20 protein-coding genes and 1 pseudogene are annotated in these 23361 nt (G+C 65.4%); 10 read left to right on the forward strand and 11 right to left on the reverse strand.

Features of this window, described 5'->3' with window-relative positions:
• The 5 genes from QOH60_RS01450 to QOH60_RS01470 form a co-directional block, all read left to right on the forward strand.
• Nucleotides 1-180, forward strand: a 180-nt coding sequence (locus tag QOH60_RS01450) for a hypothetical protein (RefSeq protein ID WP_526416338.1), incomplete at its 5' end; no start/stop codon positions are given.
• 83 nt (nt 181-263) lie between these two features.
• A complete protein-coding gene (purL, locus tag QOH60_RS01455) occupies nt 264-2582 on the forward strand; it encodes a phosphoribosylformylglycinamidine synthase subunit PurL (protein WP_526416408.1) in 2319 nt (772 codons plus the stop codon).
• Nucleotides 2583-2584: 2 nt separating this feature from the next.
• Nucleotides 2585-4408: an alpha/beta hydrolase gene (locus tag QOH60_RS01460; protein WP_526416340.1), complete on the forward strand. Its 1824-nt coding sequence runs from the start codon at nt 2585-2587 to the stop codon at nt 4406-4408.
• A gap of 14 nt (nt 4409-4422) precedes the next feature.
• Nucleotides 4423-5043: an Rv0804 family intramembrane glutamic endopeptidase gene (locus tag QOH60_RS01465; protein WP_526416410.1), complete on the forward strand. Its 621-nt coding sequence runs from the start codon at nt 4423-4425 to the stop codon at nt 5041-5043.
• Nucleotides 4976-5821 (forward strand): SDR family NAD(P)-dependent oxidoreductase, encoded by an 846-nt coding sequence (locus QOH60_RS01470; protein ID WP_526416342.1) that lies wholly within the window; start codon nt 4976-4978, stop codon nt 5819-5821. Before QOH60_RS01465 ends, QOH60_RS01470 begins: the two co-directional genes overlap by 68 nt.
• 3 nt (nt 5822-5824) lie before the next feature.
• On the opposite strand, the gene QOH60_RS01475 is transcribed toward QOH60_RS01470, so the two are convergent.
• Nucleotides 5825-6250 carry a PPOX class F420-dependent oxidoreductase gene (locus QOH60_RS01475; RefSeq protein WP_526416344.1) on the reverse strand — a complete coding sequence of 142 codons (426 nt, stop codon included), beginning with the start codon at nt 6248-6250 and terminating at the stop codon, nt 5825-5827.
• 94 nt (nt 6251-6344) lie between these two features.
• Here QOH60_RS01475 and QOH60_RS01480 point away from each other — a divergent pair, with 94 nt between their 5' ends.
• From QOH60_RS01480 to QOH60_RS01490, 3 genes are all read left to right on the forward strand, one after another.
• Nucleotides 6345-6734 carry a sterol carrier family protein gene (locus QOH60_RS01480; RefSeq protein ID WP_526416346.1) on the forward strand — a complete coding sequence of 130 codons (390 nt, stop codon included), beginning with the start codon at nt 6345-6347 and terminating at the stop codon, nt 6732-6734.
• A gap of 228 nt (nt 6735-6962) precedes the next feature.
• Nucleotides 6963-8510, forward strand: a complete 1548-nt coding sequence (gene purF / locus QOH60_RS01485; RefSeq protein ID WP_526416348.1) for an amidophosphoribosyltransferase — start codon at nt 6963-6965, stop codon at nt 8508-8510.
• A gap of 16 nt (nt 8511-8526) precedes the next feature.
• Nucleotides 8527-9876, forward strand: coding sequence for an adenylate/guanylate cyclase domain-containing protein (locus tag QOH60_RS01490; protein ID WP_526416350.1), 1350 nt, complete (start codon nt 8527-8529; stop codon nt 9874-9876).
• A 7-nt stretch (nt 9877-9883) separates the two neighbouring features.
• Here QOH60_RS01490 and QOH60_RS01495 read toward each other — a convergent pair whose 3' ends face one another.
• Both QOH60_RS01495 and QOH60_RS01500 read right to left on the reverse strand, forming a co-directional pair.
• Nucleotides 9884-11200 (reverse strand): NAD(P)H-binding protein, encoded by a 1317-nt coding sequence (locus tag QOH60_RS01495; protein ID WP_526416352.1) that lies wholly within the window; start codon nt 11198-11200, stop codon nt 9884-9886.
• Nucleotides 11201-11286: 86 nt separating this feature from the next.
• Complete coding sequence (locus QOH60_RS01500) at nt 11287-11676, reverse strand: cupin domain-containing protein (protein ID WP_526416354.1); 390 nt, start codon at nt 11674-11676, stop codon at nt 11287-11289.
• Nucleotides 11677-11816: 140 nt separating this feature from the next.
• Here QOH60_RS01500 and purM point away from each other — a divergent pair, with 140 nt between their 5' ends.
• A complete protein-coding gene (purM, locus tag QOH60_RS01505; protein WP_526416356.1) occupies nt 11817-12965 on the forward strand; it encodes a phosphoribosylformylglycinamidine cyclo-ligase in 1149 nt (382 codons plus the stop codon).
• A gap of 21 nt (nt 12966-12986) precedes the next feature.
• On the opposite strand, the gene QOH60_RS01510 is transcribed toward purM, so the two are convergent.
• Together QOH60_RS01510 and ygfZ are read right to left on the reverse strand one after the other, a co-directional pair.
• The gene (locus QOH60_RS01510; protein WP_526416358.1) at nt 12987-13154 is read right to left on the reverse strand and encodes a DUF3073 family protein; all 168 of its coding nucleotides are present in this window, start codon (nt 13152-13154) and stop codon (nt 12987-12989) included.
• Between the two features lie 140 nt (nt 13155-13294).
• Nucleotides 13295-14383: a CAF17-like 4Fe-4S cluster assembly/insertion protein YgfZ gene (gene ygfZ / locus QOH60_RS01515; RefSeq protein ID WP_526416360.1), complete on the reverse strand. Its 1089-nt coding sequence runs from the start codon at nt 14381-14383 to the stop codon at nt 13295-13297.
• A gap of 66 nt (nt 14384-14449) precedes the next feature.
• Between ygfZ and QOH60_RS01520 the strand changes: the two genes are divergently transcribed.
• Complete coding sequence (locus QOH60_RS01520) at nt 14450-15301, forward strand: aminodeoxychorismate lyase (protein ID WP_526416362.1); 852 nt, start codon at nt 14450-14452, stop codon at nt 15299-15301.
• 96 nt (nt 15302-15397) lie between these two features.
• On the opposite strand, the gene QOH60_RS01525 is transcribed toward QOH60_RS01520, so the two are convergent.
• The 6 genes and pseudogenes from QOH60_RS01525 to QOH60_RS01550 all read right to left on the reverse strand — a co-directional run bounded on the left by QOH60_RS01525 (nt 15398) and on the right by QOH60_RS01550 (nt 23361).
• The gene (locus QOH60_RS01525; protein WP_526416364.1) at nt 15398-17572 is read right to left on the reverse strand and encodes a glutamine synthetase III family protein; all 2175 of its coding nucleotides are present in this window, start codon (nt 17570-17572) and stop codon (nt 15398-15400) included.
• 394 nt (nt 17573-17966) lie between these two features.
• Complete coding sequence (locus tag QOH60_RS01530; RefSeq protein ID WP_526416366.1) at nt 17967-19316, reverse strand: WD40 repeat domain-containing protein; 1350 nt, start codon at nt 19314-19316, stop codon at nt 17967-17969.
• 30 nt (nt 19317-19346) lie between these two features.
• Nucleotides 19347-21782, reverse strand: coding sequence for a WD40 repeat domain-containing protein (locus QOH60_RS01535; RefSeq protein WP_526416412.1), 2436 nt, complete (start codon nt 21780-21782; stop codon nt 19347-19349).
• A 51-nt stretch (nt 21783-21833) separates the two neighbouring features.
• Nucleotides 21834-22205 (reverse strand): annotated as a pseudogene (locus QOH60_RS01540) (TIR domain-containing protein); the annotation flags it as partial.
• Nucleotides 22206-22238: 33 nt separating this feature from the next.
• Entirely contained in the window at nt 22239-22916 is a 678-nt protein-coding gene (locus QOH60_RS01545) for a nitrobindin family protein (protein ID WP_526416414.1), read from the reverse strand.
• A gap of 142 nt (nt 22917-23058) precedes the next feature.
• Entirely contained in the window at nt 23059-23361 is a 303-nt protein-coding gene (locus QOH60_RS01550) for a DUF1416 domain-containing protein (protein ID WP_526416368.1), read from the reverse strand.

The raw sequence follows: 23361 nt of genomic DNA on the forward strand, positions 1-23361 counted from the left end.
GCCGACGAAGCCTGTGACGTGGGCTCGGACACCGGGTCACCCACATCGACCGATTACGGCCCTCATGGCAACAAGTTCACGGGTTCGATCGATGTCGTGACGATCGACATCGGCGGGGACAGCCACGATCACCTGGTCACGGCGGAGGACAAACTCAACATTGCGATGTCGCGGCAGTAGAGGAGCGTGGCGGGCGCGAGCAAACCCGCCGAGGAAATTAAGCTGTCTGGGTGACGTCCCCGCTCGCCCCCCAAGAGGTTGCTGTGCTCGACACCGTCGAACACGCAGCGGCCACCCCGGACGTTCCCCAGCCGTACCGCGAGCTGGGCCTCAAGGACGACGAATACGCACGGATCCGTGACATCCTCGGGCGCCGGCCGACCGACGCTGAGCTCGCGATGTACTCGGTGATGTGGAGCGAGCACTGCTCCTACAAGTCGTCCAAAGTGCACCTGCGCTATTTCGGCGAGACCACCACCGACCAGATGCGGGCAGCGATGCTGGCGGGCATCGGTGAGAACGCCGGAGTGGTGGACATCGGGGACGGCTGGGCCGTCACCTTCAAGGTCGAGTCGCACAACCACCCGTCGTACGTCGAGCCCTACCAGGGCGCGGCCACCGGCGTCGGCGGCATCGTGCGCGACATCATGGCAATGGGCGCGCGGCCCGTCGCGGTCATGGATCAGCTCCGCTTCGGCGCGGCCGACGCACCCGACACCCGCCGCGTGGTCGACGGCGTCGTGCGCGGTATCGGCGGCTACGGCAATTCCCTTGGCCTGCCGAACATCGGCGGCGAAACGGTGTTCGACGCGTCGTACGGCGGCAATCCGCTGGTGAACGCCCTGTGTGTCGGCGTGCTGCGCAAGGAGGATCTGCACCTGGCGTTCGCGTCCGGAACCGGGAACAAGATCATCCTGTTCGGCGCCCGCACCGGGCTCGATGGAATCGGCGGGGTCTCGGTCCTGGCGTCCGACACGTTCGGCGGCGACGAGGAAGGAACGCGGACTGGATCGAAGCTCGATCCCGCGAGCGGATCTCGGAAGAAACTGCCGTCTGTCCAAGTCGGCGACCCGTTCATGGAGAAGGTGCTCATCGAGTGCTGCCTGGAGCTCTATGCGGCCGATCTGGTGGTCGGCATCCAGGACCTCGGCGGCGCCGGATTATCCTGTGCGACATCGGAGTTAGCGTCTGCTGGCGGCCAAGGCATGGCCGTCGAGCTTGACAAGGTGCCGCTGCGGACCGCGAACATGACGCCCGCCGAGGTCCTCGCCAGCGAGTCCCAGGAACGCATGTGCGCGGTGGTCGAGCCCAGGAACGTCGATGCTTTCCTCGCGGTGTGCCGCAAATGGGACGTGCTCGCCTCGGTGATCGGGGAGGTCACCGACGGCGACCGCCTGCACATCACGTGGCACGGCGAGACCGTCGTCGACGTGCCGCCGCGCACCGTCGCGCACGAGGGCCCGGTCTATCAGCGACCGGTCGCGCGACCCGACAGCCAGGATGCCTTGAACGCCGACACGTCGACACGGTTCCCCCGGCCCAGCACCGGACCCGAGTTGCGTGCAACTTTGCTTGCGCTGCTTGGCAGTCCGCACCTGTGCAGCCGGGCGTTCATCACCGAACAGTACGACCGATACGTCCGCGGCAACACGGTTCTCGCCGAGCATGCCGACGGTGGTGTGCTGCGCATCGACGAACAGACCGGCCGCGGAATCGCGGTGTCCACCGACGCCTCCGGCCGCTACACGCAGCTCGACCCGTACGCCGGAGCACAGCTGGCACTCGCCGAGGCGTACCGCAACGTAGCCGTCACCGGCGCCACCCCGGTGGCCGTCACGAACTGCCTCAATTTCGGATCGCCGGAAGACCCGGGGGTGATGTGGCAGTTCTCGGAGGCGGTCAGGGGACTGGCCGACGGTTGCGCCGCCTTGGGAATTCCGGTCACCGGCGGCAACGTCAGCTTCTACAACCAGACCGGCACGACGGCGATCCTGCCGACTCCGGTGGTCGGTGTCCTGGGTGTGCTCGATGATGTATCTCGGCGCATACCAACCGATTTCGGCACCGAACCGGGCGAATCGCTGATGCTGCTCGGCGATACCCGCGACGAGTTCGACGGCTCGATCTGGGCCCAGGTGACTGCCGATCACCTCGGTGGCCGGCCACCCGTCGTCGACCTGCAACGCGAACGGCTGCTGGCCGACGTCCTAGCCGCGGCTTCACGTGACGGGCTGGTGTCCGCAGCGCACGACCTCTCCGAAGGCGGCCTGATCCAGGCCGTCGTGGAATCTGCCCTTGCCGGTGAAACAGGATGTCGCATCGTCATTCCGGACGGCTTTGAATCAGGCACAGCTTCGTTTTCGTTCTTGTTCTCCGAGTCGGCGGGGCGGGTATTGGTCGCCGTCCCCCGCACCGAGGAGAGCCGCTTCCAAGCGATGTGTGAGGCGCGGGCATTACCCGTCGCCCGCATCGGCGTCGTCGACCATGAGTCGAATGCGGTCGAGGTGCAGGGACTGTTCACCGTGTCTCTCGACGAGCTGCGCGCCACCTATGAGCGTGTGTTGCCGGAGCTGTTCGGCTAGCGATGGACGCAGACGCGGCGCCTGATGTCGCGGCCGACGCCGCTGGACCTGATGTCGCGGCCGGCGCCGCTCCGCCGGCCGTCGACACCGTCGAGGACACGGCTACACCCGCAGCCGAAACCGAGGAGCAGCGCGGACGCCACCCCCTGGTCGCGTGGCTGTTGGGGCTGCTCCGGTTGAACTTCCTCGGTGTCGCCACCGGCGCGCTGTTCTTCTGCCTGTCGATGACCCCGTCGCTACTGCCCAGGAGCTTCCTGTTCCAAGGGGTGGTCGGCGGAATCTGCGCCTCGATCGGCTACGGCATCGGAGCAGTGATCGGCGAACACGGGCGTCGCTTCCTGCGCCGAAGGCACTGGTGGCCCGGTCGTCGAGTGTCGCTCTGGCTCAACGTCGTATCGGCGGCCTTGTCGTTGACCGCCTGCGTGCTCGTGGTGATCCCGTCGGCCAGGTGGCAGCGTCAAGTATCGGCGCTGATGGGTATGCAAGGCCCGTCCACGCTGAGCTACATGCGAACGCTGTTGGTGGCCCTGCTGGTAGGTGGCCTGATCGTCGGTGTCGCGCGGATCATCCTCGACGCGATCAAGACCATCGCCCGGTATCTCATCCGGCGCTGGCGTCTGCATGACGAGGTCGCGCTGTTCATCGGTGCCGCGATCGTCGTCGCGCTGATCGTCCTTCTCGTCAACGGCGTTTTGGTGCGCGGGTTCATCTCAGGTGCCAACGTCATGTTTCAACCGGACAACCGCGAAACCCGGCCCGGCATCGTGCAGCCGACCCTGCCGGAAAGATCCGGCAGCCCAGACTCGGCGGCGCAATGGGAAAGCCTCGGTTATCAAGGCCGGGTCTTCGTCGGAACCGGACCGCATGCCGCCGACCTCACAGCGCTCAACGGCCGTCCTGCCAAAGAGCCGATTCGCCTCTACGCCGGCCTGGCGACCGCCCACGACGACGACGCGCGTACTGACATCATCGTCAGGGAGATGGCGCGAACCGGCGCGTTGAGCCGCAAGGTTCTCGTGGTGGTGCCGACGACGGGAACCGGATGGGTCGACCCGGTCGCAGCGCGGTCCATCGAAGCGATGTACAACGGCGACTCCGCGATGGTGGCGATGCAGTATTCGTATCTGCCCAGCTGGATTTCGTTCATCGCCGACAAGGAGCGGTCGATGTCGTCGGGCAAGAGCTTGATCGATGCCGTCCAGCGGGAGTGGGCCAAATTGCCGCCCGACCGTCGGCCCAAGTTGGTTCTCTACGGCGAGAGCCTCGGCTCGATGGCCGGCCAGGCAGCATTCGATTCGCTCCAGAACATTGAGGAAAAAGGATTTTCGTCGGTGCTTTGGGTGGGGCCGCCGAACTCGAGCCCACTGTGGCGAGACCTCACTTTCCACCGGGACCCCGGCACACCGGAGATCGAGCCGCGCTACGACTACGGGCGTGTGGTGCGGTTCTCCCTCGGCTACGATGTCGCGGATATTGCCGCACCGCCGTGGCCGGGCACCCGAGTGTTGTTCTTACAGCACGCATCTGACCCCATCGTGTGGTGGTCGCCGAACCTGTGGTTCAGCCGTCCCGCGTGGCTGGCCGAACCGCCGGGTCGTGACCGCACCGCGACCATGCGCTGGTACCCGATGATCACCTTCTGGCAAGTCGGGTTCGACATGACGAACGCGGTGGATGTGCCCGGGGGACACGGCCACAACTACGGCACGACGGTGCTCGACGGCTGGGCGGCCGTCGCGCCGCCCGATGGCTGGACGGAGGCGGACACCGACCGGGTTCGGACCTGGCTGGAAAACGTGAGGAGCGCCGGCGGTCCGGAGTACTGATGTCTGGCAGCACAATTCGGAAAGTTCAAGCGTTGAGCCTTGCCGCCGGCCTGGTGGCGTGGAGCTTGTTGCCGATCCGGCGGGGTCCGCTGACACAAGCCGTGCTGGCCACAGGGCTCGCGGCGATCACCAAGGCGCCGTTGGGTTTACGGCCACCTGCCGTGTGGGCGGGCTTGCGAGTGGGTGCTGTGGCGGCGTCGACGGTGGTGCTGGCGGTTGCCGCAGCGACGGCGATACGCCCCGTGCGTGGCGCGATGGCGCAACGCACTCCTCCGGCAACGCCGGTGACGTGGATGGCATTTCGCATTCCCGTCGGAACAGTCTGGTCGGAGGAGCTCGCCTACCGGGGAGCGCTCGCGACCCTGGCCGCCCGAGGTTTCGGCCCGCGACTAGGCCGGCTGCTGCAGGCCACGGCCTTCGGGCTGTCACACATCGCCGACGCCCGCAGCACGGACGAACCGCTGGTCGGCACCGTGGTGGTGACAGGCGTGGCCGGCTGGGTCTTCGGATTGCTTGCCGAGAAATCCGGCAGCCTGGCCGCCCCGATGCTCACACATCTCGCGCTCAATGAAGCGGGAGCCGCTGCGGCGCTGGCGGTGCAGTCAAGGAAAGGCGGCAACGAAGGTGAGCACTGATCGTTTGCGATCCGGCACATTCGTCGTCACAGGTGCGGCGTCGGGCATCGGACTGGCCACGGCCCGCCGGCTCGTGGCCGACGGCGGCACGGTGATCGGAGCCGACCTGAGCGCGCCGCCTGGCGACCTCGGCGCAAACTTCATCTTCGTCAGCGCCGACATCACCGACGAAACCGCCGTCGGCGCCGTCTTCGCCGCGGTGCCGGACCGCCTCGACGGCGTCGTTCACGCCGCAGGCGTCGCCGGCGGTGGGCCGGTGCACCTGCTGGGCCGGTCCGAGTGGGAGCGCGTGCTCGCCGTCAACCTCACGGGAACGTTTCTCGTGGCCAAAGCATCGCTCGCGCGGATGGTGGAGCAGCCGCGCCTGTCCGGCGAACGCGGGTCGATCGTGACACTGGCGAGCATCGAGGGCCTCGAAGGCACGGCAGGCGGCAGTGTGTACAACGCCTCCAAGGGTGGAGTTGTGTTGCTCACCAAAAACATCGCTCTGGACTACGGTCCGAGCGGTATTCGGGCGAACGCCATCTGCCCGGGCTTCATCGACACGCCGATGCTCGACTCCGTCATGGGCTTCGAGGGTATGGAGGGCCCGCTGCAGTCCATCACCGAAGAGCATGCACTCGGGCGTCGGGGCAGGCCGGAGGAAATCGCTTCGGTCGCCGCGTTTTTGCTATCGCCCGACGCGTCGTTTCTCACCGGCCAGGCCATCGCGGTCGACGGTGGCTACACCGCGGGCCGCGATCACGGTGTGATCAAGCTCTTCGGCCTCCCGGATTGACCGTCAGACGTTTCGGCGGTCGGCGACCAGCTTGTGCGGCTCGGTGTCGGTGTCGTCGATCCCGAAACTGATCACCCGCTGCGGCGTGACCCGGATGATCGCGGAGTCGAGCGCGTCGCCGGCCTCAGCAGTGCGCCCGTCGCCGGCGGCGGCCTGCTCGGCGATCCCGCGGACTTCCAGGCAGCGAACCCGCCACGGGTTGCGCGAGGCGATGTCATCGACGACGAACGCAACTTTGTTGTTGGCCGCGATGTTGCGGTACTTCTGGCTGCGCGACATGTGGTAACCGCCGATGTCGATGGTTTGCAGCTCGTCGTTGTAGGTGAACCCGACGGGACTGACCTGGGGCGTGCCGTTGGGCTGGATTGTTGCCAGCCGGCCGAGCTCAGCGCTGCGGAGGTACGCGATCTCGTGTGGTTTGAAGATCATGCCGCCACGGTAGGACCTGAAGTTCGGTTGATGTCAATGTGCCGGGCCCTTTGCTCTTCGCGCAAGCTCTCATCGGCGCTACGATCGGCCGGCAATGCCCGCTCGCCGCGCCGCCGACCCAGCACAAACCCGCTCCGCGGTACTGGCTGTAGCGGATTGGCTGCGTGACGGTTCCCTCCCGGTGCCCGCGCGTGGGGAGCTCGCCCTCGCGGTCCGGTTGACCGCACGCACGCTGGCCGCGGCGGCGCCAGGAGCAAGCGTTGAGGTGAGGATCCCGCCTTTCATTGCGGTGCAATGTATTTCGGGACCACAGCATCGACGTGGGACACCCCCGAATGTCGTGGAGACAGACCCCCGCACCTGGCTGCAATTGGCCGCCGGTCTGCTGACGGTCGCTGCCGCCGATGAATCCGGCGAGTTGCGGCTGTCGGGGTCGCGGGCGGGCGAGATCGCGTCGTACCTGCCGCTGGTGCGTCTCGAGTGACGTCCTGCGCGAGCAGACGCGGAATCGCACAAATCATGTCCATGGAGGGCGATTTGCGTCTGCTCGCGGGGGAGGCGAGTGACCTCTGGGACTGCTGCGCCCAGTGGGAATTTCGAGGCCGGGAATCGCTGTTAAACGTGGCACGACGCGCGTGCGCCGTTTTCGTTACTAGACGGTGATGACCGTAGACTCGAGGTGTCACCGAACCCCTCTGGGAGCAGCCCTATCGTGACCGACCAGCAGACGGACTCGCTCGACTCCGAGCCGCTTGAGACTGCGCCGCAGGAAGAATGCGGCGTGTTCGGGGTGTGGGCGCCCGGTGAGGAAGTCGCCAAGCTCACGTACTACGGCCTTTACGCCCTGCAGCACCGCGGCCAGGAGGCCGCAGGCATCGCCGTCGCCGACGGCTCTCAGGTACTCGTGTTCAAGGATCTCGGCCTGGTCAGCCAGGTGTTCGAGGAGCAGACGCTGGTCGCCATGGAGGGTCACGTGGCGATCGGTCACTGCCGGTACTCCACCACCGGGTCGACCACGTGGGAGAACGCACAGCCGGTGTTTCGCAATACCGCTGCAGGCACCGGCGTGGCACTCGGGCACAACGGCAATCTCGTCAACACCGCCGAGCTGACGAAGCGAGCACGCGAGCTCGGCCTGATCAACACCCGTGGCAACAGCGTCGCCACTACCGACTCCGACATCCTTGGCGCACTGCTCGCGCACGGCGCCGCCGACTCGACTCTGGAGCAGGCAGCCATGGAGCTGCTGCCCAACGTCCGTGGCGCATTCTGTTTGACCTTCATGGACGAGAACACCCTGTACGCCGCCCGCGATCCGCACGGAGTGCGGCCGTTGTCTCTGGGCAGGCTGGACCGAGGCTGGGTGGTGGCATCCGAGACAGCGGCGCTCGACATCGTGGGCGCGTCGTTCGTCCGCGACATCGAGCCCGGTGAGCTGCTGGCCATCGACGCCGACGGGGTACGGTCGTCCCGGTTCGCGAACCCCACCCCCAAGGGCTGCGTGTTCGAGTACGTGTATCTGGCCCGCCCTGACAGCACGATCGCTGGCCGCTCCGTGCACAAGACCCGCGTCGACATCGGACGGGCGCTGGCCCGCGAGCACCCGATCGACGCCGACCTCGTCATCGGCGTGCCGGAATCCGGTACGCCGGCAGCGGTGGGCTACGCCCAGGAATCAGGAATTCCCTACGGCCAGGGCCTGACGAAGAATGCTTACGTGGGCCGCACGTTCATCCAGCCGTCGCAGACCATCCGTCAGCTCGGTATTCGGTTGAAGCTCAACCCTCTTCGCGAAGTGATCCGCGGCAAGCGGCTCGTCGTCGTTGACGACTCGATCGTGCGGGGCAACACGCAGCGGGCACTGGTGCGGATGCTGCGCGAAGCGGGTGCTATCGAGGTGCATGTGCGGATCGCGTCGCCTCCGGTGAAATGGCCGTGCTTCTACGGCATCGACTTCGCGACGCCCGCCGAGCTGATCGCCAACGCCGTCGAGAACGAGGGCGAAGTGCTCGAGGCGGTGCGCCACGCCATCGGCGCCGACACACTGGGCTACGTCTCGCTGCACGGCATGATCGCGGCCACTGAACAACCCGCGACGCGGCTGTGCTCCGCGTGCTTCGACGGTAAGTATCCGATCGAGCTGCCGAGCGAAACAGCGTTGGGCAAGAACGTGATTGAGCACATGCTGGCCAACGCGGCACGCAGTTCAGCGTCCGTGCAGGCCGACAACGACAACGTCTCCGCGCTGCGAAGGCCGTAAGCTTTCACGCGACACCATGTCGCGCCGATTTCTCATCGCCTGTGGAGTGGCTCTGGCCACTCCCATCATCGGTCTGGTGGTGCTGCTCACTCGTCCCTCGATCGACGGCCACTGGCAGCATCAGCCGTCGCATTTCTGGATAGTCATGGGCGCTGCTGCGCTCGCGGCCGGGCTCGGGTGGTCGGTCGGCACGTCAGCACGTCGTCGATCCGACGCCCGGCTGGTGCTGGTTTCGATGTCTTTCGTTGCGGCAGCGGCGTTTCTGGGTTTGCACGCGCTCGCAACACCGAGGGTTCTGATATCTCATCCGAACGACGGCTTCGTGGTCGCGGTCCCGGTCGGGCTTGCGGTCGCCGCGGTGTTCGCGTGGTGGTCAGCAACTCGTCTGGAGGGACCGCGGGGCCGGTGGGTGATCGCACACATCACGGCAATGCGGTTTGTCCTTCTGGCCGTAGTGGCGGCGTGGGCGGTCTGGTCGGTGCTGGAAATTCCGCCCCTGGATGACCCGACGCCTGTCGAGTCGGGTTCGCCGTTGATGCTCGCATTCGGTGTGCCGACTGCCCTGGCGTTCGCGGTCGCGGCATGGCGCTACCTGGTGATCGCTCGCAGTCGCGGGGCCGTGCTGCTGGCTGCCGTCGCTGCGGCCTGGGTGTTGCTCGCCGAAACTGCTGTGGCCGTTGCGATCACTGACAACTGGCGTGCGTCGTGGTGGATGTGGCACGTCCTGATGATCGCTGCATTCGCGGCCATCGCCACCGCGGCAGCGCGGATGCCCGTCGACGAGCGCTTCAGCGACATGTACCTTGCCGACGTTGCGGCCGGAACCCGCGATGTCACAGTGCTTTTCGCGGACCTCGAGGGTTTTACCCGGTTCTCGGAAGAGAACCCGCCCGATGCGGTGCGGACCATGCTGAACACGTACTTCGTAGCCGTGCTTCCGAGCGTTCGTGCGTCTGGCGGACGGCTCGACCGCTTCATCGGCGACGCGGTGATGGTGACGTTCAACGTGTCAGTCGAACAGCCCGATCACGCCGAGCGTGCCGCTCGCGCGGCACTGGCGTTCCAGCAAGCGGCCCGGCACGTCGCCAACGACCATCCCGACTGGCCGAAATTCCGGGCCGGTATCAACACCGGCTCGGCGATTGCCGGTGTGGTCGGCGATGGGCGGGAACGCGCCTACACGGTCTTGGGCGACACCGTGAACGTGGCCGCCCACATCGAGTCTTTAGCCCCAACGGGCACCGTGGCGATCAGCGACGCCACCTACCGAGCGCTGCCTGCCGCCAACGTTGTGTCGCTCGGCACGGCCACACTGAAAACGCGTACCGAGCCGCTGCAGATTTGGCGGCTGGACGCCCTGCCGTAGGGCGCTATCAGTCGATGACCGCCCGGTCCATCACGGATCGGAAGATCGCCCGAAACGCCTTGCGGTGCCTGGAAAGACCCGCATACCAGTAGGCCCGACCAGGAATTCCCTTGGGATAGAACGTCATTAGCTGGTGATAAGCACTACCTCGGCCCGATACGGCAGCAACGCGCAATTGCAGCCAAGAGACGCCGGCCCGGCTTTCTTTGCGCATGCGCAGCAGGCGACCGGGCTCGCGGCACGTCATGTGCCAATCATGTTGAGCAGAACTGCTTTCCACGACCTTCCAGAGTTCATCAGCAGTCAGAGGCGTCCAGCCTGAACGTTTGAGGGTGTACCCGACGGCACCTGCCCATTCTGGATCAGCAGGCGTCGGCTCCGACGGCTCTGCTGACGAGGATGCGTCGAGCAAGCCATCAGTAAGTTCCTTAAGGGCCAACGACACCGAGTCTCGATATCCGATCAGTCCGTCGGGTGGAGGCGCAATCATCGCGTCGATGTCGTGGTCGCCCATCACCGCGTCGCAATGCAGCGATTCCACCAGTGGGCGGGCCAGACCGGACGGTATCGGCGTCACCAGCCCCACCCACCAGCTGGCGATCGTCGGGGTGAGGAACGGCAGAACGACGATCATGCGTCGATGCAGACCCGCGACGTCGGCGTAGATCTGCATCATCTGGCCGTACTCGAGCGCGTCGGGCCCGCCGATGTCCCAGGTTCTGGATTCGGGGACGTCGGCCGTGGCCGCCTCTACGAGGTAGTGCAGGACGTCGCGCACCGCGAGTGGCTGAATCCGGTTGTGCACCCACTTCGGGGCGGTCATCACCGGAAGAACATCGGTGAGATGGCGGATCATCTCGAACGACGCCGAGCCGGACCCGACAATGACGCCCGCCTGCAACACGACGGTTTCGATTCCCGACGCCATCAGGATCTCGCCGACCTTGGTGCGGGAGCGCAAATGTGGCGACAGTTGCGCGCCGCCGGGATGTAATCCGCCGAGGTAGACCAGCCGCCGCACGCCAGCGTCGCGGGCGGCGGCGGCGACGTTCTGCGCGGCGTTTTGCTCTTCTGCGCCAAAGTCTTTAGCAGATCCCATCGAGTGCACGAGGTAGTAGACGACGTCGGCTCCCTCGAAGGCAGCGGCCAGAGATCCGGAGTCGCTGAGATCAGCCCGCACCACTTCGACGTCGTCACGCCATGGGGCTGCCAACAACTTGCTCGGCGTTCGTACCGCCGCGCGAACGTCGTAGCCCCGGTCGAGAAGGCGGGGCACCAATCGGCCGCCGACGTAGCCGGTCGCGCCCGTTACTACACAACGCACGGTCGGATTCCCTCTCGCTTCTCATGGAGATTCGGAGCTACGCGCCACTTGGATTGCCGAGAGGCCCGACGACCAAACCGCGCCGGTCAGCTGAACCCGCAGCCCGGGTTGGGCGCGTCCTCCGACAGCGGGCTACCCGCCGGCAGTACGTACAGAATCTGCATCACAAGGGGAGTGTCGCCGACGTTGCGGCCGATGTGGACGTGGTCGGAACCGCTCGGTTCGAACACGCTGGACCCAGCGGGGTACACGCCGTCGACGGCACAGTTGGCTTGGTTGTGGGTGAGCGTGCCTTGCTTGATGACGCCGTAGAGCCTGCCGTCGTGCCAATGCCAGCCCGTGCTGCCGCCCGGAGCGATCGTGATCTCCCGGAACACGTAGTCGACCCCGTCGGCCGTGCGCTGCCACAGCACCGTCGCACTGACGCCGTCAGCTGCTGTCGCCGAACTGGTGGCTGGCAGCACTATCGAGGCCATCAAAACACCGCACAACACACCACCTCGGGTCCACCACATACCGGTACCCTTGCACGCGATGGGCGAGTGCGGACGCGAGCGGCCAAAAATCACTTCGCATGTGAGGGACGGGACTCCGTGACCGAGCGAGTCGACGACCAGTGAGCGGCAGGGAAAAGGAGCGTCCCGTTTCTTCTGCGGACGCGAGGAGCAATAAAACTGGAGCGGACGCGAGGAGCAATAAGGCGTCTGCGAGGAGCAATAAGACGTACGCTTCCGCGGGGGTGGACATCGAGGCCGGCGAACGCGCGGTCGAGTTACTTAAACCGTTGGCGCAGAAGGCCACCAGGCCGGAGGTGATTGGCGGGTTGGGCGGTTTCGCGGGCCTTTTCGCGCTGCGGGGCGGCTACCGCGAGCCGCTTCTTGCGGCGTCGACGGACGGAGTCGGCACCAAGACCGCGATCGCACAGGCGATGGACAAGCACGACACCATCGGCCTGGATCTGGTCGCGATGGTCGTCGACGACCTGGTGGTCTGCGGCGCCGAGCCCCTGCTTCTACAGGACTACATTGCGGTCGGCAGCGTCGTGCCCGAGCGGATCGCCGCGCTGGGCGCAGGCATCGCTGAGGGCTGTGTGCAGGCCGGCTGTGCACTGCTCGGCGGGGAGACCGCGGAGCATCCCGGCATGATGGAGTCCGACAGCTACGACATCTCGGCCACCGGCATCGGGGTGGTGGAGGCCGACGACCTACTCGGACCCGATCGTGTTCGTCCCGGCGATGTCGTGATCGCGATGGCCTCGACCGGCCTGCATTCCAATGGCTATTCGCTCGCTCGGCATGTCCTGCTGGAGATCGACCACATGGATCTCGCCGGCCACGTCGAGGAGTTCGGCCGCACGCTGGGCGAGGAACTGCTGGAACCTACCCGGATCTACGCCAAGGACTGTCTCGCGCTGGCGGCGGACACCCAGGTCAGGACGTTCTGCCACGTCACGGGAGGTGGGCTGGCCGCCAATCTCGCGCGCGTCGTGCCCAACGGGCTGCAGGCCGAACTCGACCGCGGCACATGGATCCCGGCACCGGTGTTCAAGATGATCGCTCAGCGCGGCCGGATCGACCGTGCCGAAATGGAGAAGACATTCAACATGGGCGTCGGCATGGTTGCCGTGGTCAGCGCGGACGACACCGACCGCGCGCTGGCGATCCTCACCGCGCGCCATTTGAACTGCTGGGTGCTCGGCACCGTGAAGAAAGCCAGAAAAGGCAGCACTCGGGTTGAACTTGTGGGACGGCACACGCGGTTCTAACCGCAGCGCGTCACGATCCGACTAGCGACGCCAGTCGTCGTCGTCGTCCCAGGCTTCATTGCCGTTGGTTTCAATGCCTTCGCTACCGGACAGCTCGCGTTGGAGCCGCTCGAAATCGGTCTGCGGGGAGCTGTACTTCAACTCCCGGGCAACCTTGGTCTGCTTCGCCTTCGCCCGGCCGCGGCCCATGGGGGGACCCCCTCGCGCAATAACGGAGCGGCCCGATGTGAAGGCGGCTCCGATCTGAGTGTGTGTTTGTTTGTCCTGACACCACTTTACCGTGCCCGCGCGCGCTGCGCTGGCAGGGCTTCCCGGTGCCGCGTCATCGGTTACCGCGGGCCCCCGCGCAAGCGGTCCACCGCCGCGCGGCCAGCGCGGATGCCATCGTCGGAGGGGATGCTATCGGCGTCGATGCTCGCCGGAACAGGGGCGTCCTCACCCCCAACTTGCAGCGGTGTCTCGGCGGTCAGCGTGCGCTTGACAAGAGCGAGCGCGACCGGGCCGAGGTCCACATGGTCCACCACTGTGCCCAGGCGTCCGACAGGGCGCCCGTCCGCGGTGACCGCTGATCCGGTAGCTGGCCGCGACACCGATCCGTCGAGGTGGGTCAGCACCAGCATGCGGGGCGGGCGACCGAGGTTGTGAACCCGCGCAACGGTCTCCTGGCCCCGGTAGCAGCCCTTGTTCAGGTTCACCGCAGAGCCGATCCATCCGACCTCATGGGGAATCGTCCGATCGTCGGTGTCGACGCCCAGACGTGGACGCAGGGAGGCGACCCGGTGTGCTTCGTACGCCCACACTCCGGCGCGGCGCAATCCTGCCGCCTCGAGCCGCTCGAGCCAGGCCTGAACCTGATCGTCGGGCACCACCAGGTCCAACGCTATCGACGGCCCATCGGGATGCGTCGGCATCCGGCGCACGAATCCGCCGTCGGGAACCGGCAACGCGGTCAGGTCGGCAGGCAGCTCGTCCACGCCGAGTGCGTCGAGTGTTCGCTTTTCGGCCAGTGCGGGACCGAGCAGGGAGAGCACGCCGAAGTCTGCGGCCTGCGGCACCACGTCCGCGCGGAAGACCATGCGGGTGAGGTATGCCAGCAGCGGCTCGGCTCGCCACGGTTCGGTATCGAGGTAGGTGACGCCCGCGAGGTCCGTTTGGAACCAGTGGTCCTCGACGCGACCTTGCGCGTCGAGGCTCAGGTTCTCAACGGTGGCGCCGTCGGCGAGATCGGCGACCTGCTGCGACGAGATGGTGTGCAGCCACGACCGACGATCCGGGCCCGTCAGCGTGATGACGCCGCGATGCGACCTATCGATGACCACGGCGTCGTCCAGGGCCGCACGCTGCTCGCCGAAGGGGTCGCCGTAATGCCATGTGGCACCGGCATCTGGGCCCTCGAATGGGGCGGGAACAGCTGTCACGCCTTTAACTGTACGGTCGAATTCCCGTCGCTTCGCTCGCCCCGGTCGCCCGTTACGGTGATGCCCATGCCAGTTGTCGTCACGCTCGACGGTGAATTCCACGACTTTCAGTCGCCGCTGCTCTACGCCGACGATCTCTCGGCGGTACGCGGCGACGGCATCTTCGAGACACTGCTGGTGCGCGACGGGCAGCCCTGTCTGCTTGACGCCCATCTGCAGCGGCTGACGCGGTCCGCCGACTTGATGGATCTGCCCTCTCCCGATCCCGACGCGTGGCGTGGCGCGGCAACTTCGGCTGCCGCGCGGTGGGCTTCAGAATGTCCCGACGAGGGCGTCATGCGCTGGGTGTACAGCCGGGGACGAGAAGGCGGCGGCCCGCCCACGGCGTTCATCACGGTCGGGGTCCTCCCGGAGAGGGTCGCCGCCGTGCGTCGCGACGGTCTGGCGGCGCTGACGCTGGCTCGCGCGATGCCGTCGACCGCGTCGGCGGTCCCATGGGTGCTGGCCGGCGCCAAGACTCTGTCGTACGCGGTGAACATGGCCGCCCTGCGATACGCCGACGAACGCGGGTGCGGCGACGTGATCTTCATCAGCACCGACGGCTATGTGCTGGAAGGACCGCGTTCGACGGTCGTCATCGCCGCAGACGGAGCACTGCTCACCCCGCCACCGTCGTTGCCGATACTGCACGGCACCACGCAGCAGGCGCTGTTCGGGGTGGCGACCCAGAAGGGATACCGCTGCGAGTACCGGCAACTCACGCCCGCGGATGTGCTTGAGGCCCAAGGTGTTTGGCTGGTGTCAAGCATCACGCTGGCCGCACGCGTGCATACACTCGACGGCAGGCTTCTGCGCGACACGCCGCTCGCCGGCGAGTTGGCGGAACTCGTCGATATGGCGATCGTCAGCGATCGTTAGCCGACCTGGCCGCCGAGTGTGGGGGTTTGCGGGTTTGATCGCGCCCGCGGTGCGGGCGCATTCCCCCACACTCGGCGACTACGCCAGCACGGCTCGTCAGAGGATGTAGAGCATCTCCTGGTAGGTAGGCAGGGACCAAAGGTCATCGGCCACAATGCCTTCCAGGACATCGGCTGGCGCTCTGACCGCGTCCATCAACGGCAGCAGGCTCTTAGCGTGGGCAGCCTCCTCGGCGGCGCTCTCGCCTCCGTGAGCGGCCAGCCCGGCTTTGAGCTCTGCCAGCGCAGTGGCCAGCTCCGAAATCGGCGTCGAGACAGCTTCCAGCAACGTCGTGTCGGGCTCCATTCCGGCCGCCTTGAGCGTCGCGACGTTTTGAGCCAGCTCGGTCTGGTACCGGATAGCCGCAGGCAGGACCACAGTGGAACCCAGTTCCAGCGTGAGCTTGGCCTCGACGTTGACGGTCAGGGCGTACATCTCGTAGCGGACTTCCTCACGGCTATGCAGCTCCCGTGCGTTGAACACGCCGTACTTCTCGAACACCGCGACCGCCTCCGGCTTCACCAGCTCCGGAATGGAGTCCAGCGTCGTCTTGAGATTCGGAAGCCCGCGCTCGGCGGCCTCGGTCTGCCAGTTCTCCGAGTAGCCGTCGCCGTTGAACACCACCGCGCCGTGCTCGGTGATGATCTCGGTGAGCAGTTTCTGCACCGCCACATCGAAGTCCTCGCCCTCGCCAACGGCCTTCTCCAGCGCCGTGGCCATGTAGTCCAGCGAATCGGCCATGATCGTGTTGAGAATGATCATCGGCACGTTGATGGTCTGCCCGGAGCCCGGCGCGCGGAACTCAAATCGGTTGCCGGTGAAGGCGAACGGGCTGGTGCGGTTGCGGTCGCCCGGATCGGTCGGCAGCTCGGGAAGAGTGTCGACACCGATGATCATGGTGCCCTTGCCCTTCGACGAGGTGGCTGCGCCCTTGGCGATCTGCTCGAACACGTCGGCGAGCTGTTCGCCCAGGAATATCGAGATGATTGCGGGCGGAGCCTCGTTGGCGCCGAGCCGGTGGTCGTTGGTGGCCGAAGCCACCGACACCCGCAGCAGACCGGAGTATTTGTGCACGGCCCGGATCACCGCGGCGCAGAACACCAAGAACTGCGCGTTCTCGTGCGGGGTGTCGCCGGGCACCAGCAGGCTGCCGAACTGCGCGTTGCCCATCGAGAAGTTCACGTGCTTGCCCGACCCGTTGACACCGGCGAACGGCTTCTCGTGGAACAGGCATTCCATGCCGTGCTTCTTGGCGATGCTCCGGAATGTGGTCATCAGCAGCTGCTGATGGTCGGCGGCGATGTTGGCCCGCTCGAACATCGGCGCGATCTCGAACTGACCGGGCGCGACCTCGTTGTGGCGGGTCTTGGCCGGGATGCCGAGCTTGAACAGCTCCCGCTCGGTGTCCATCATGAAGCCCAGTACGCGCTCGGGAATGGAGCCGAAGTAGTGGTCGTCGAATTCCTGGCCCTTGGGTGGCTTGGCGCCGAAGAGCGTGCGGCCGGCGTTGACCAAGTCTGGACGGGCCAGGAAGAAGTGCCTGTCGACCAGGAAGTACTCCTGCTCTGGACCGCAGAACGACACGATGTGGTCGAAGTCCTTGTGGCCGAACAGCTTCAGGATGCGCTCGGCTTGCGCACCCATAGCCTGCTGGCTGCGCAACAGCGGCGTCTTGTAGTCCAGCGCCTCGCCGGTCATCGACACGAACACCGTCGGGATGCACAGCGTGTTGCCGTTGGGGTTCTCGAGAATGTAGGCCGGGCTGGTCACGTCCCAGCCGGTGTAGCCGCGGGCCTCGAACGTGCTGCGCAGGCCGCCCGACGGGAAGCTGGACGCGTCGGGCTCACCTTGGATAAGCGTCTTTCCTGCGAACTCGGCCAGCGTCTGACCGTCGGACACCGGCTCGAGGAAGCTGTCGTGCTTCTCGGCGGTCAGGCCGGTCATCGGGTAGAAGACGTGCGCGTAGTGGGTGGCGCCCTTCGACAGCGCCCAGTCCTTCATCGCCGATGCGACCGAGTCGGCGACGGCAGGGTCAAGTTTGGCGCCCTTCTCGACCGTCGCGACGACGGACTTGTACACCGACTTGGGCAACCGCAGGCGCATCTCGGCCAGGGTGAAGACGTTGGAACCGAAGATCGCGCCGGGCTCCTCACTGGGATCGAAGCTGATCGCAGGTGGGACGTACGCCTCGACGCTGTTGATGGCCGTTAGGCGCACCGCATTTCCGCTCAACTTGGTTCCTATCGCTTTCTCGCCCGCTGCTCATTAACGGGACGGTTGACCGGCCTACATTAGGGACGGTCGATTCCGAACTTGTTACGCGCGCGTCAACGGCGCGATTCGTACGCTTTCGCTTGTGAAGAATGTCAGTAGCCGCGCGTGAAGAAACCCAGTAGCAGCGCGTTCAGGGGAGTGGTAGCTTCGCCGGTACACGAGGAAGGAGGTGGTCCGCGAATTGATTAGCTTATGGACACGTGAGGTGACTGCCGGCTAGCAGCCGCGAGCGAGGAAACGCGCCCGCAGGCGCTGGTAATTCCCCGCAGTCACCCGGCCCCCGAGCCCCCGGTGTGTCCAACCGGGACGATGGCTCGGGGGCCGCTTTATGTTCGGAGCTAGGGCCCCCGAGTCAGTCGGCGGGGTCGGGGAGGTTCTTGCAGGTCTTCCTGTACGCGAAACCCTCGCCGACCCACTTCTGCCACTGCGTGCGGGTCATGTTCGTCACCAACTTGGCGCAGAGCGTTGCCGGATCTGCTGACGACGGCGACGGCCAGAACCGCACCGAACCGTCGCTCGCTCCGGTAGCCACCAGACGTTCGTCGCGACTGAAGACCACGGTGTGGACCGTAAGGCTGGGACTGATGATCGGACCGATGGGGTATCCAGTCTGCGCGTCCCATAAGCGCACTCCGGCGCGTCCGGCAGTGGCGATGCGACGACCATCGGGGGTGAACGCGATGTCCCCGATGGCATCGCTATTTTGCGCGTCCACCCTATACTTGACCGGGTCGCTGACGGGCTTGGCCGACGACACATCCCATATCTGCAACGTGCCGCTGTAGTCCCCTGCGGCGACGAAGCGCCCATCCGGGCTGAACTTCAGGCTGTTGATCTGACGCTGCTTGTCCTTGAGTTTCGGGCCGCTCGGTCGGCCGGTGCTGACGTCCCAGACCTGCAACGCACCACCAGCTCGGTCCGAGACGATGGAGCGACCATCGGGGCTGAACGCCAACGCGTCGATGCTCTCATCGACGTCGATCACTGGTGTGATCGCCTGATTGCCGTCGACATCCCAGATCTGGAAGCCATGACCGCTGCCAATAGCGAGCCGTTTGCCGTCCTCTGTAAGAGCGAGGCGCGTGACATAGCCATCGTTCGCCACCGCAAACGGCCCGGCGACCCGCTCGCGGCTTTCGACATTCCAGATTTCGGTCTTCCCGTGGCCCGATCCGACGGCGACGAGGCGCCCGTCCCGGCTGAACGGTAGAGAAGTGCTGCCCGCGTTCACCAAATGATCTGGTCCGCTGATCACACTGTCCGTTTCGACGTCCCATACGCGAATTCCGCGGTGACTTATGGCTGTCAGACGGTTCCCATCCGCTGTGAACGCCATGCCGAAGGCCCTGTCCTCGTAGAGCGGGAAATCGCTGTTCCACAGACGGATCGTGTTATCGCGGCTCAATGACGCGGCGGTACGCCCGTCGCCTGACACGGCGACGCCTTCGACCGTGCCGAGGTGACCCGCGAGCCGTGCCTCGTCACTGTTCTGGGAGATGTGGAGGATCCCCACATCGTTCTCGAAAGCAGCGAAGACGCGCAGGCCGTCCGGCGAAATTGCGATGGACCGTGGCTGACGAATTAGGCGGCGGGGGTCACCTACCACCTGGCCGGTTTGTGCGTTCTTGAACTCGATGACGCCGTCGGCCTGCGCAACCGCAGCCATGAGGCCATTGGCGCTCAACCCGACTTCGAGGTTCATGTATGAGTCGTGCGATTTGCCCGGGACCGATTAACGGATAAGCGAACCGTTGCCCGAATCCCACAACCTCACACTGCCGTCCGCACTCGCAGATACGATCTGCGCGTCTGTGACGACTAACCGCCGAATCGCGTCGTACTGATCAGAACGGCGATCCGGGTGCGCTTTGGCGGGAGGGCCTACAGGCTGCCCGTCGCTGAGATTCCAGAGTTGCACGTTCCCGTTCCCGTCACCGACCACAAGGCGATCGCCGTCGCGACTGAATGCAGTGGCTGTGGCGTTGGCACCGATGGGTGGGGCCCGGCGCTGGCCGGAGTCAGCCTCCCAGACCTGTATCTGCGAAGCGCCTGAAACCGCAATCGCCTTTCCGTCTGGGCTGAATTCGATGTGGTTGACCCCCTTCAAGCCAGAATGTAGTTGCCCCCAGGGTTGTCCGGACGTTGTGTCCCACAGGCGCACGCTCCAGTCGCCGCCTGGCAACTGTTGTGCCGCTGCGACTTTCGCGGCATCCGGACTCAACTGCAATGCGCTCAGGGTGAGTGGTGACAGGGGGTCGGCCAAACTGATGACCTTCTTGGTGTCAGCATTTTGAATGATTGTGTTGTACAGGGCATTTTGAGACTTTTCGGGAGAAAGTGAGTACGCGGCAAGTTGGCGATAGTACGCCTCGGTGGTCCCGCCCACTGCGGTCCCGGCAAGTATCGCGTCAACCTCGCTGAGCAGGCGCATAGTTGTTGCCTCCTGCAGCCGGGCCTCAGCATCCTTCGCGTAGCTGCGTGCCTGGATGAAGAACACCGTGGCCGCCAACGCGACCGCAACGGTCGAAGCCAGTGCAGCCCATAGGATCCGCGAACGCCGACGCAGAGCGCCTGCGTGTTGCTCGGCCAGCGCCTGCCGTTCCTGAGCATTGTGTAGGTCGGCGTCGCGTCGTTCGTCTTCGGCTTGGCGGCGTTTGTTCTCTGCTTCACGTGACGCCGCGAGGAAACCCTGGGCCGTGCTTAAGCGCCGGCCAAATCCAGGAAGCGTCAAGAGCTTCTCGGCTCCGCTTAGCCGTAGGCCAGTCAGTAGCCACGCGTTATCACGTCCGTGCGCCTGCCAAGCGTCGGCGGCGCGTTCGAGATCGTCGGCAGCCAGGAGGTCGGCGCGACGCTCGCGGAGCCAGCTTGCGAGCTCGTCCCACTGTCGAAGCAGACTTTCGAGTGCTACCTCGACAACCACGTTGTCGCCGCGCTTGTCCTTGACGATCAGTCGCTTGTTCACAAACGCATCGATGTACGGGCGGGATGCCTCCGGCAGATCTGCGTAGTTCGCTGTCCTGCGCAGTGGCTCACTGCTGTCGGCGCCGAATGTCGCCAAGAATGGAATGAACGCCGCCCGAACGACATTGAGCTGCGATTCTCGCTCGGCGGGGTCGCTCGAGAAGATGTCGTCGATCTGAATTTGGACGGCGCGATCAACCCCGCCGATTTTTTCGTACTGCTCTACCGTCAGACGCCCCGTGCTCGCGTAATCCCTAAAGAGCCGCGAAAGCGTGAGCGAGAGGAGGGGAAGCGCATCTCCGCCTTTCGCATCAGCAACGAGCCGGTCGACCAATTGAGGTGACAGCTCTAGCGGATGACCAGCTTGTGTGGCGCGCAGTGCCGGGCCAGTAATGACCTCCTTAAACTGGTGGACCGGCATCGGTTTGAGCTCGTCGAACAAGAGGCTTCCCATTGCCGATACTGCCGGGTCGATCTGCATAGCTGTGTACCGATCGGTGCGGATCGTGGCCGCGATGATCAGGCCCAGCTCGGCGTCGTTGAGGACCTCGGTCACTTCGCGCAGAAACGTGAGGAACTCTCTTGCCGCACAAACGGATTCGGCGCTGAACAATTCCTCGGCCTGATCTAGCGGCAGTATCAGTGTCGGCGGCTTAGGGGTGACCTGGTCATCGGCCGAGTAAAAGAACCGTCCGGCCACAGCATCACGGATCTCGTTGAGAAGCGTTGCAACCAGCGCCGAATTGCCCTCCGCACAAGCCTGTTTGATGTCGCCGAGCGGGGGATCGACCAATCCATACCGTTGCCGGGCCGCGCTGATCGAAGCCGATAGGCCTTGGTCGCCCGTCAACGGATCTTGTTCCGGGCGAACGATGTTCAGTGGAGCGAAACGACGATCTTCGCGTCTGAGCCTGGGCAACAGCCCCGCACGGAGAAACGAAGACTTCCCGGTTCCAGAGGGGCCCAGGACGACAAAGAAGGACTTGCGACCCGCGTTGCGCATCCCCCTCAGTTGGTCAAGAGCCTGAACCAACTCGCCGTCGCGACCAAAGAAGACACCGGCGTCGACCTCTTCGAATGGCTCCCAGCCGCGGTAGGGAGCCCTGCCGGGTTGAGACGGCGGCGGCCAAACGAACGATTCGGCTTCAATCCCAGCACCCCTGATCGCGTCACGAAGGCGATAGAGCCCGTCGGTGGCGAATTTCACCGGCGGCCCCTTGCCGACGTCGATCAGGGTTGTGTGCCCGCCGCCGAACAGGTCGCAACGTTGCCACTCTGCCGTCAACTGGTCACCTGTGGAGGGCTCGAGGCGTGCGCAGAGGATCTGCTTGTTGAGGGTCTCGGCAACGCGATATTCGACGAAGCATTCGCTGGAGCTTTCCCAGTTCTTGGACAGTAGGCAGATGACCGCTTCGCAGCGAGTGCTGGCCCGGCGCAGCGCTTCCTTCCATCGCTCGCCCGCTTGAATACCGCCGGTGGGGTCTGCGTCCAGGAGGATCTCGTTGGCGAGTGGCGGATCCTGCTGCGTCAACCACTCCTTGAGGGCGACAGCCTCCCTCAGGTCTTTGCTCGAGTGGCTCAAGAAGACTCGCGACACGCGATTATCTTCCGTGCGACAGGCGCGAGCCACAGTGGTTTCAGCAAATCGAGTAGATCAACTACCTCACCCGGCGTACCGCGTCAGCCGGGCCGACAGATGCGGCACCAAGCCGCCGTCGGCGTCGACCCGCTCCTCCACGTATGCAAGGTCACCGCCCTCGACGATCCCGTAGAGCCGCTTGGCTCCCCCGACCAACACCCCCGACTTGCTGCGGGCCAAGGCGTCGGTCGCCAGTTCCCAGGACGACTGGCTGAGTGGGCGCCCGTAAAACAACTCGACGTACCCGGCGGAATGCGCCAGCAGCAGCTCGATTGCCTGTGACTCGCGCGGATCGGTGGGGTCATTGACGAACCGCCAGAATCCCGTCTCACGTAGGGCGGCCTCGTGATACTCGCCCTTCTCGTCGAGACGCCAGGACCGTGCGTCCCAGTTGAGGTAGTCGCGTCCGTCGTGCGAGACGATGATCTGCTGGCCGAACCGGTAATCCCCACTGGCGCCGCGGCCTTCGCCTTCGCCGCGCCACACGCCGACGAGTGGCAGCAGTGCCAGCAAGGCATCGTTGAGGTTGGCGCCCTCGCGCAGATTCGCGGTATCGGCGGGTAACGGAAGATCTTGGAAGACAGGGATATTGCGTGCTGCGGTGATCTTGGCGCGTTCCGCTGCCGCAGCGACTGCCCGATCGCCAGATCCAGGGTCGGCTGACGTCACGACTCGTCGGAAATTAGCCGGTAGACCGCATATAGCGCGAACCACGCGATCAGCCCGGTGCACGCCGCCAAGAGGATCTCGAAGAACAGCACCATGTGGTCGAGTCTAGTGCCCAGTCCTCGGGCGGCGTCATGCATGCGGCGATGCCGCCGCCCGAGGGACTACGAGGCCGCTATCAGGCGACTTTGACGTCGACCTCGTGGACGCCCGCGCCGTGCGGGGCCACGACCGCGTCGCCGCTGCCGACCGACGACAGCGCGCGTACGCGCCACGAGCCGGGTGCCGCGAAGAAGCGGAAGTCACCGGTCGCCGACGCGACGACCTCGGCCGTGAACTCGTCGGATGAATCCAGCAGACGCACGAACGCGCCGCCGACCGGTTGCCCGGATCCGTCGACCACGCGGCCGGTGATCACCGTCTCCTTTTCGACGTCCACCCCCGCTGGCAGGGTCTGTCCTTGTTTCGGTGCAGAGCACAT

This window comes from Mycobacterium sp. (genome assembly GCF_032159765.1).
Taxonomy (GTDB): Bacteria; Actinomycetota; Actinomycetes; order Mycobacteriales; family Mycobacteriaceae; genus Mycobacterium.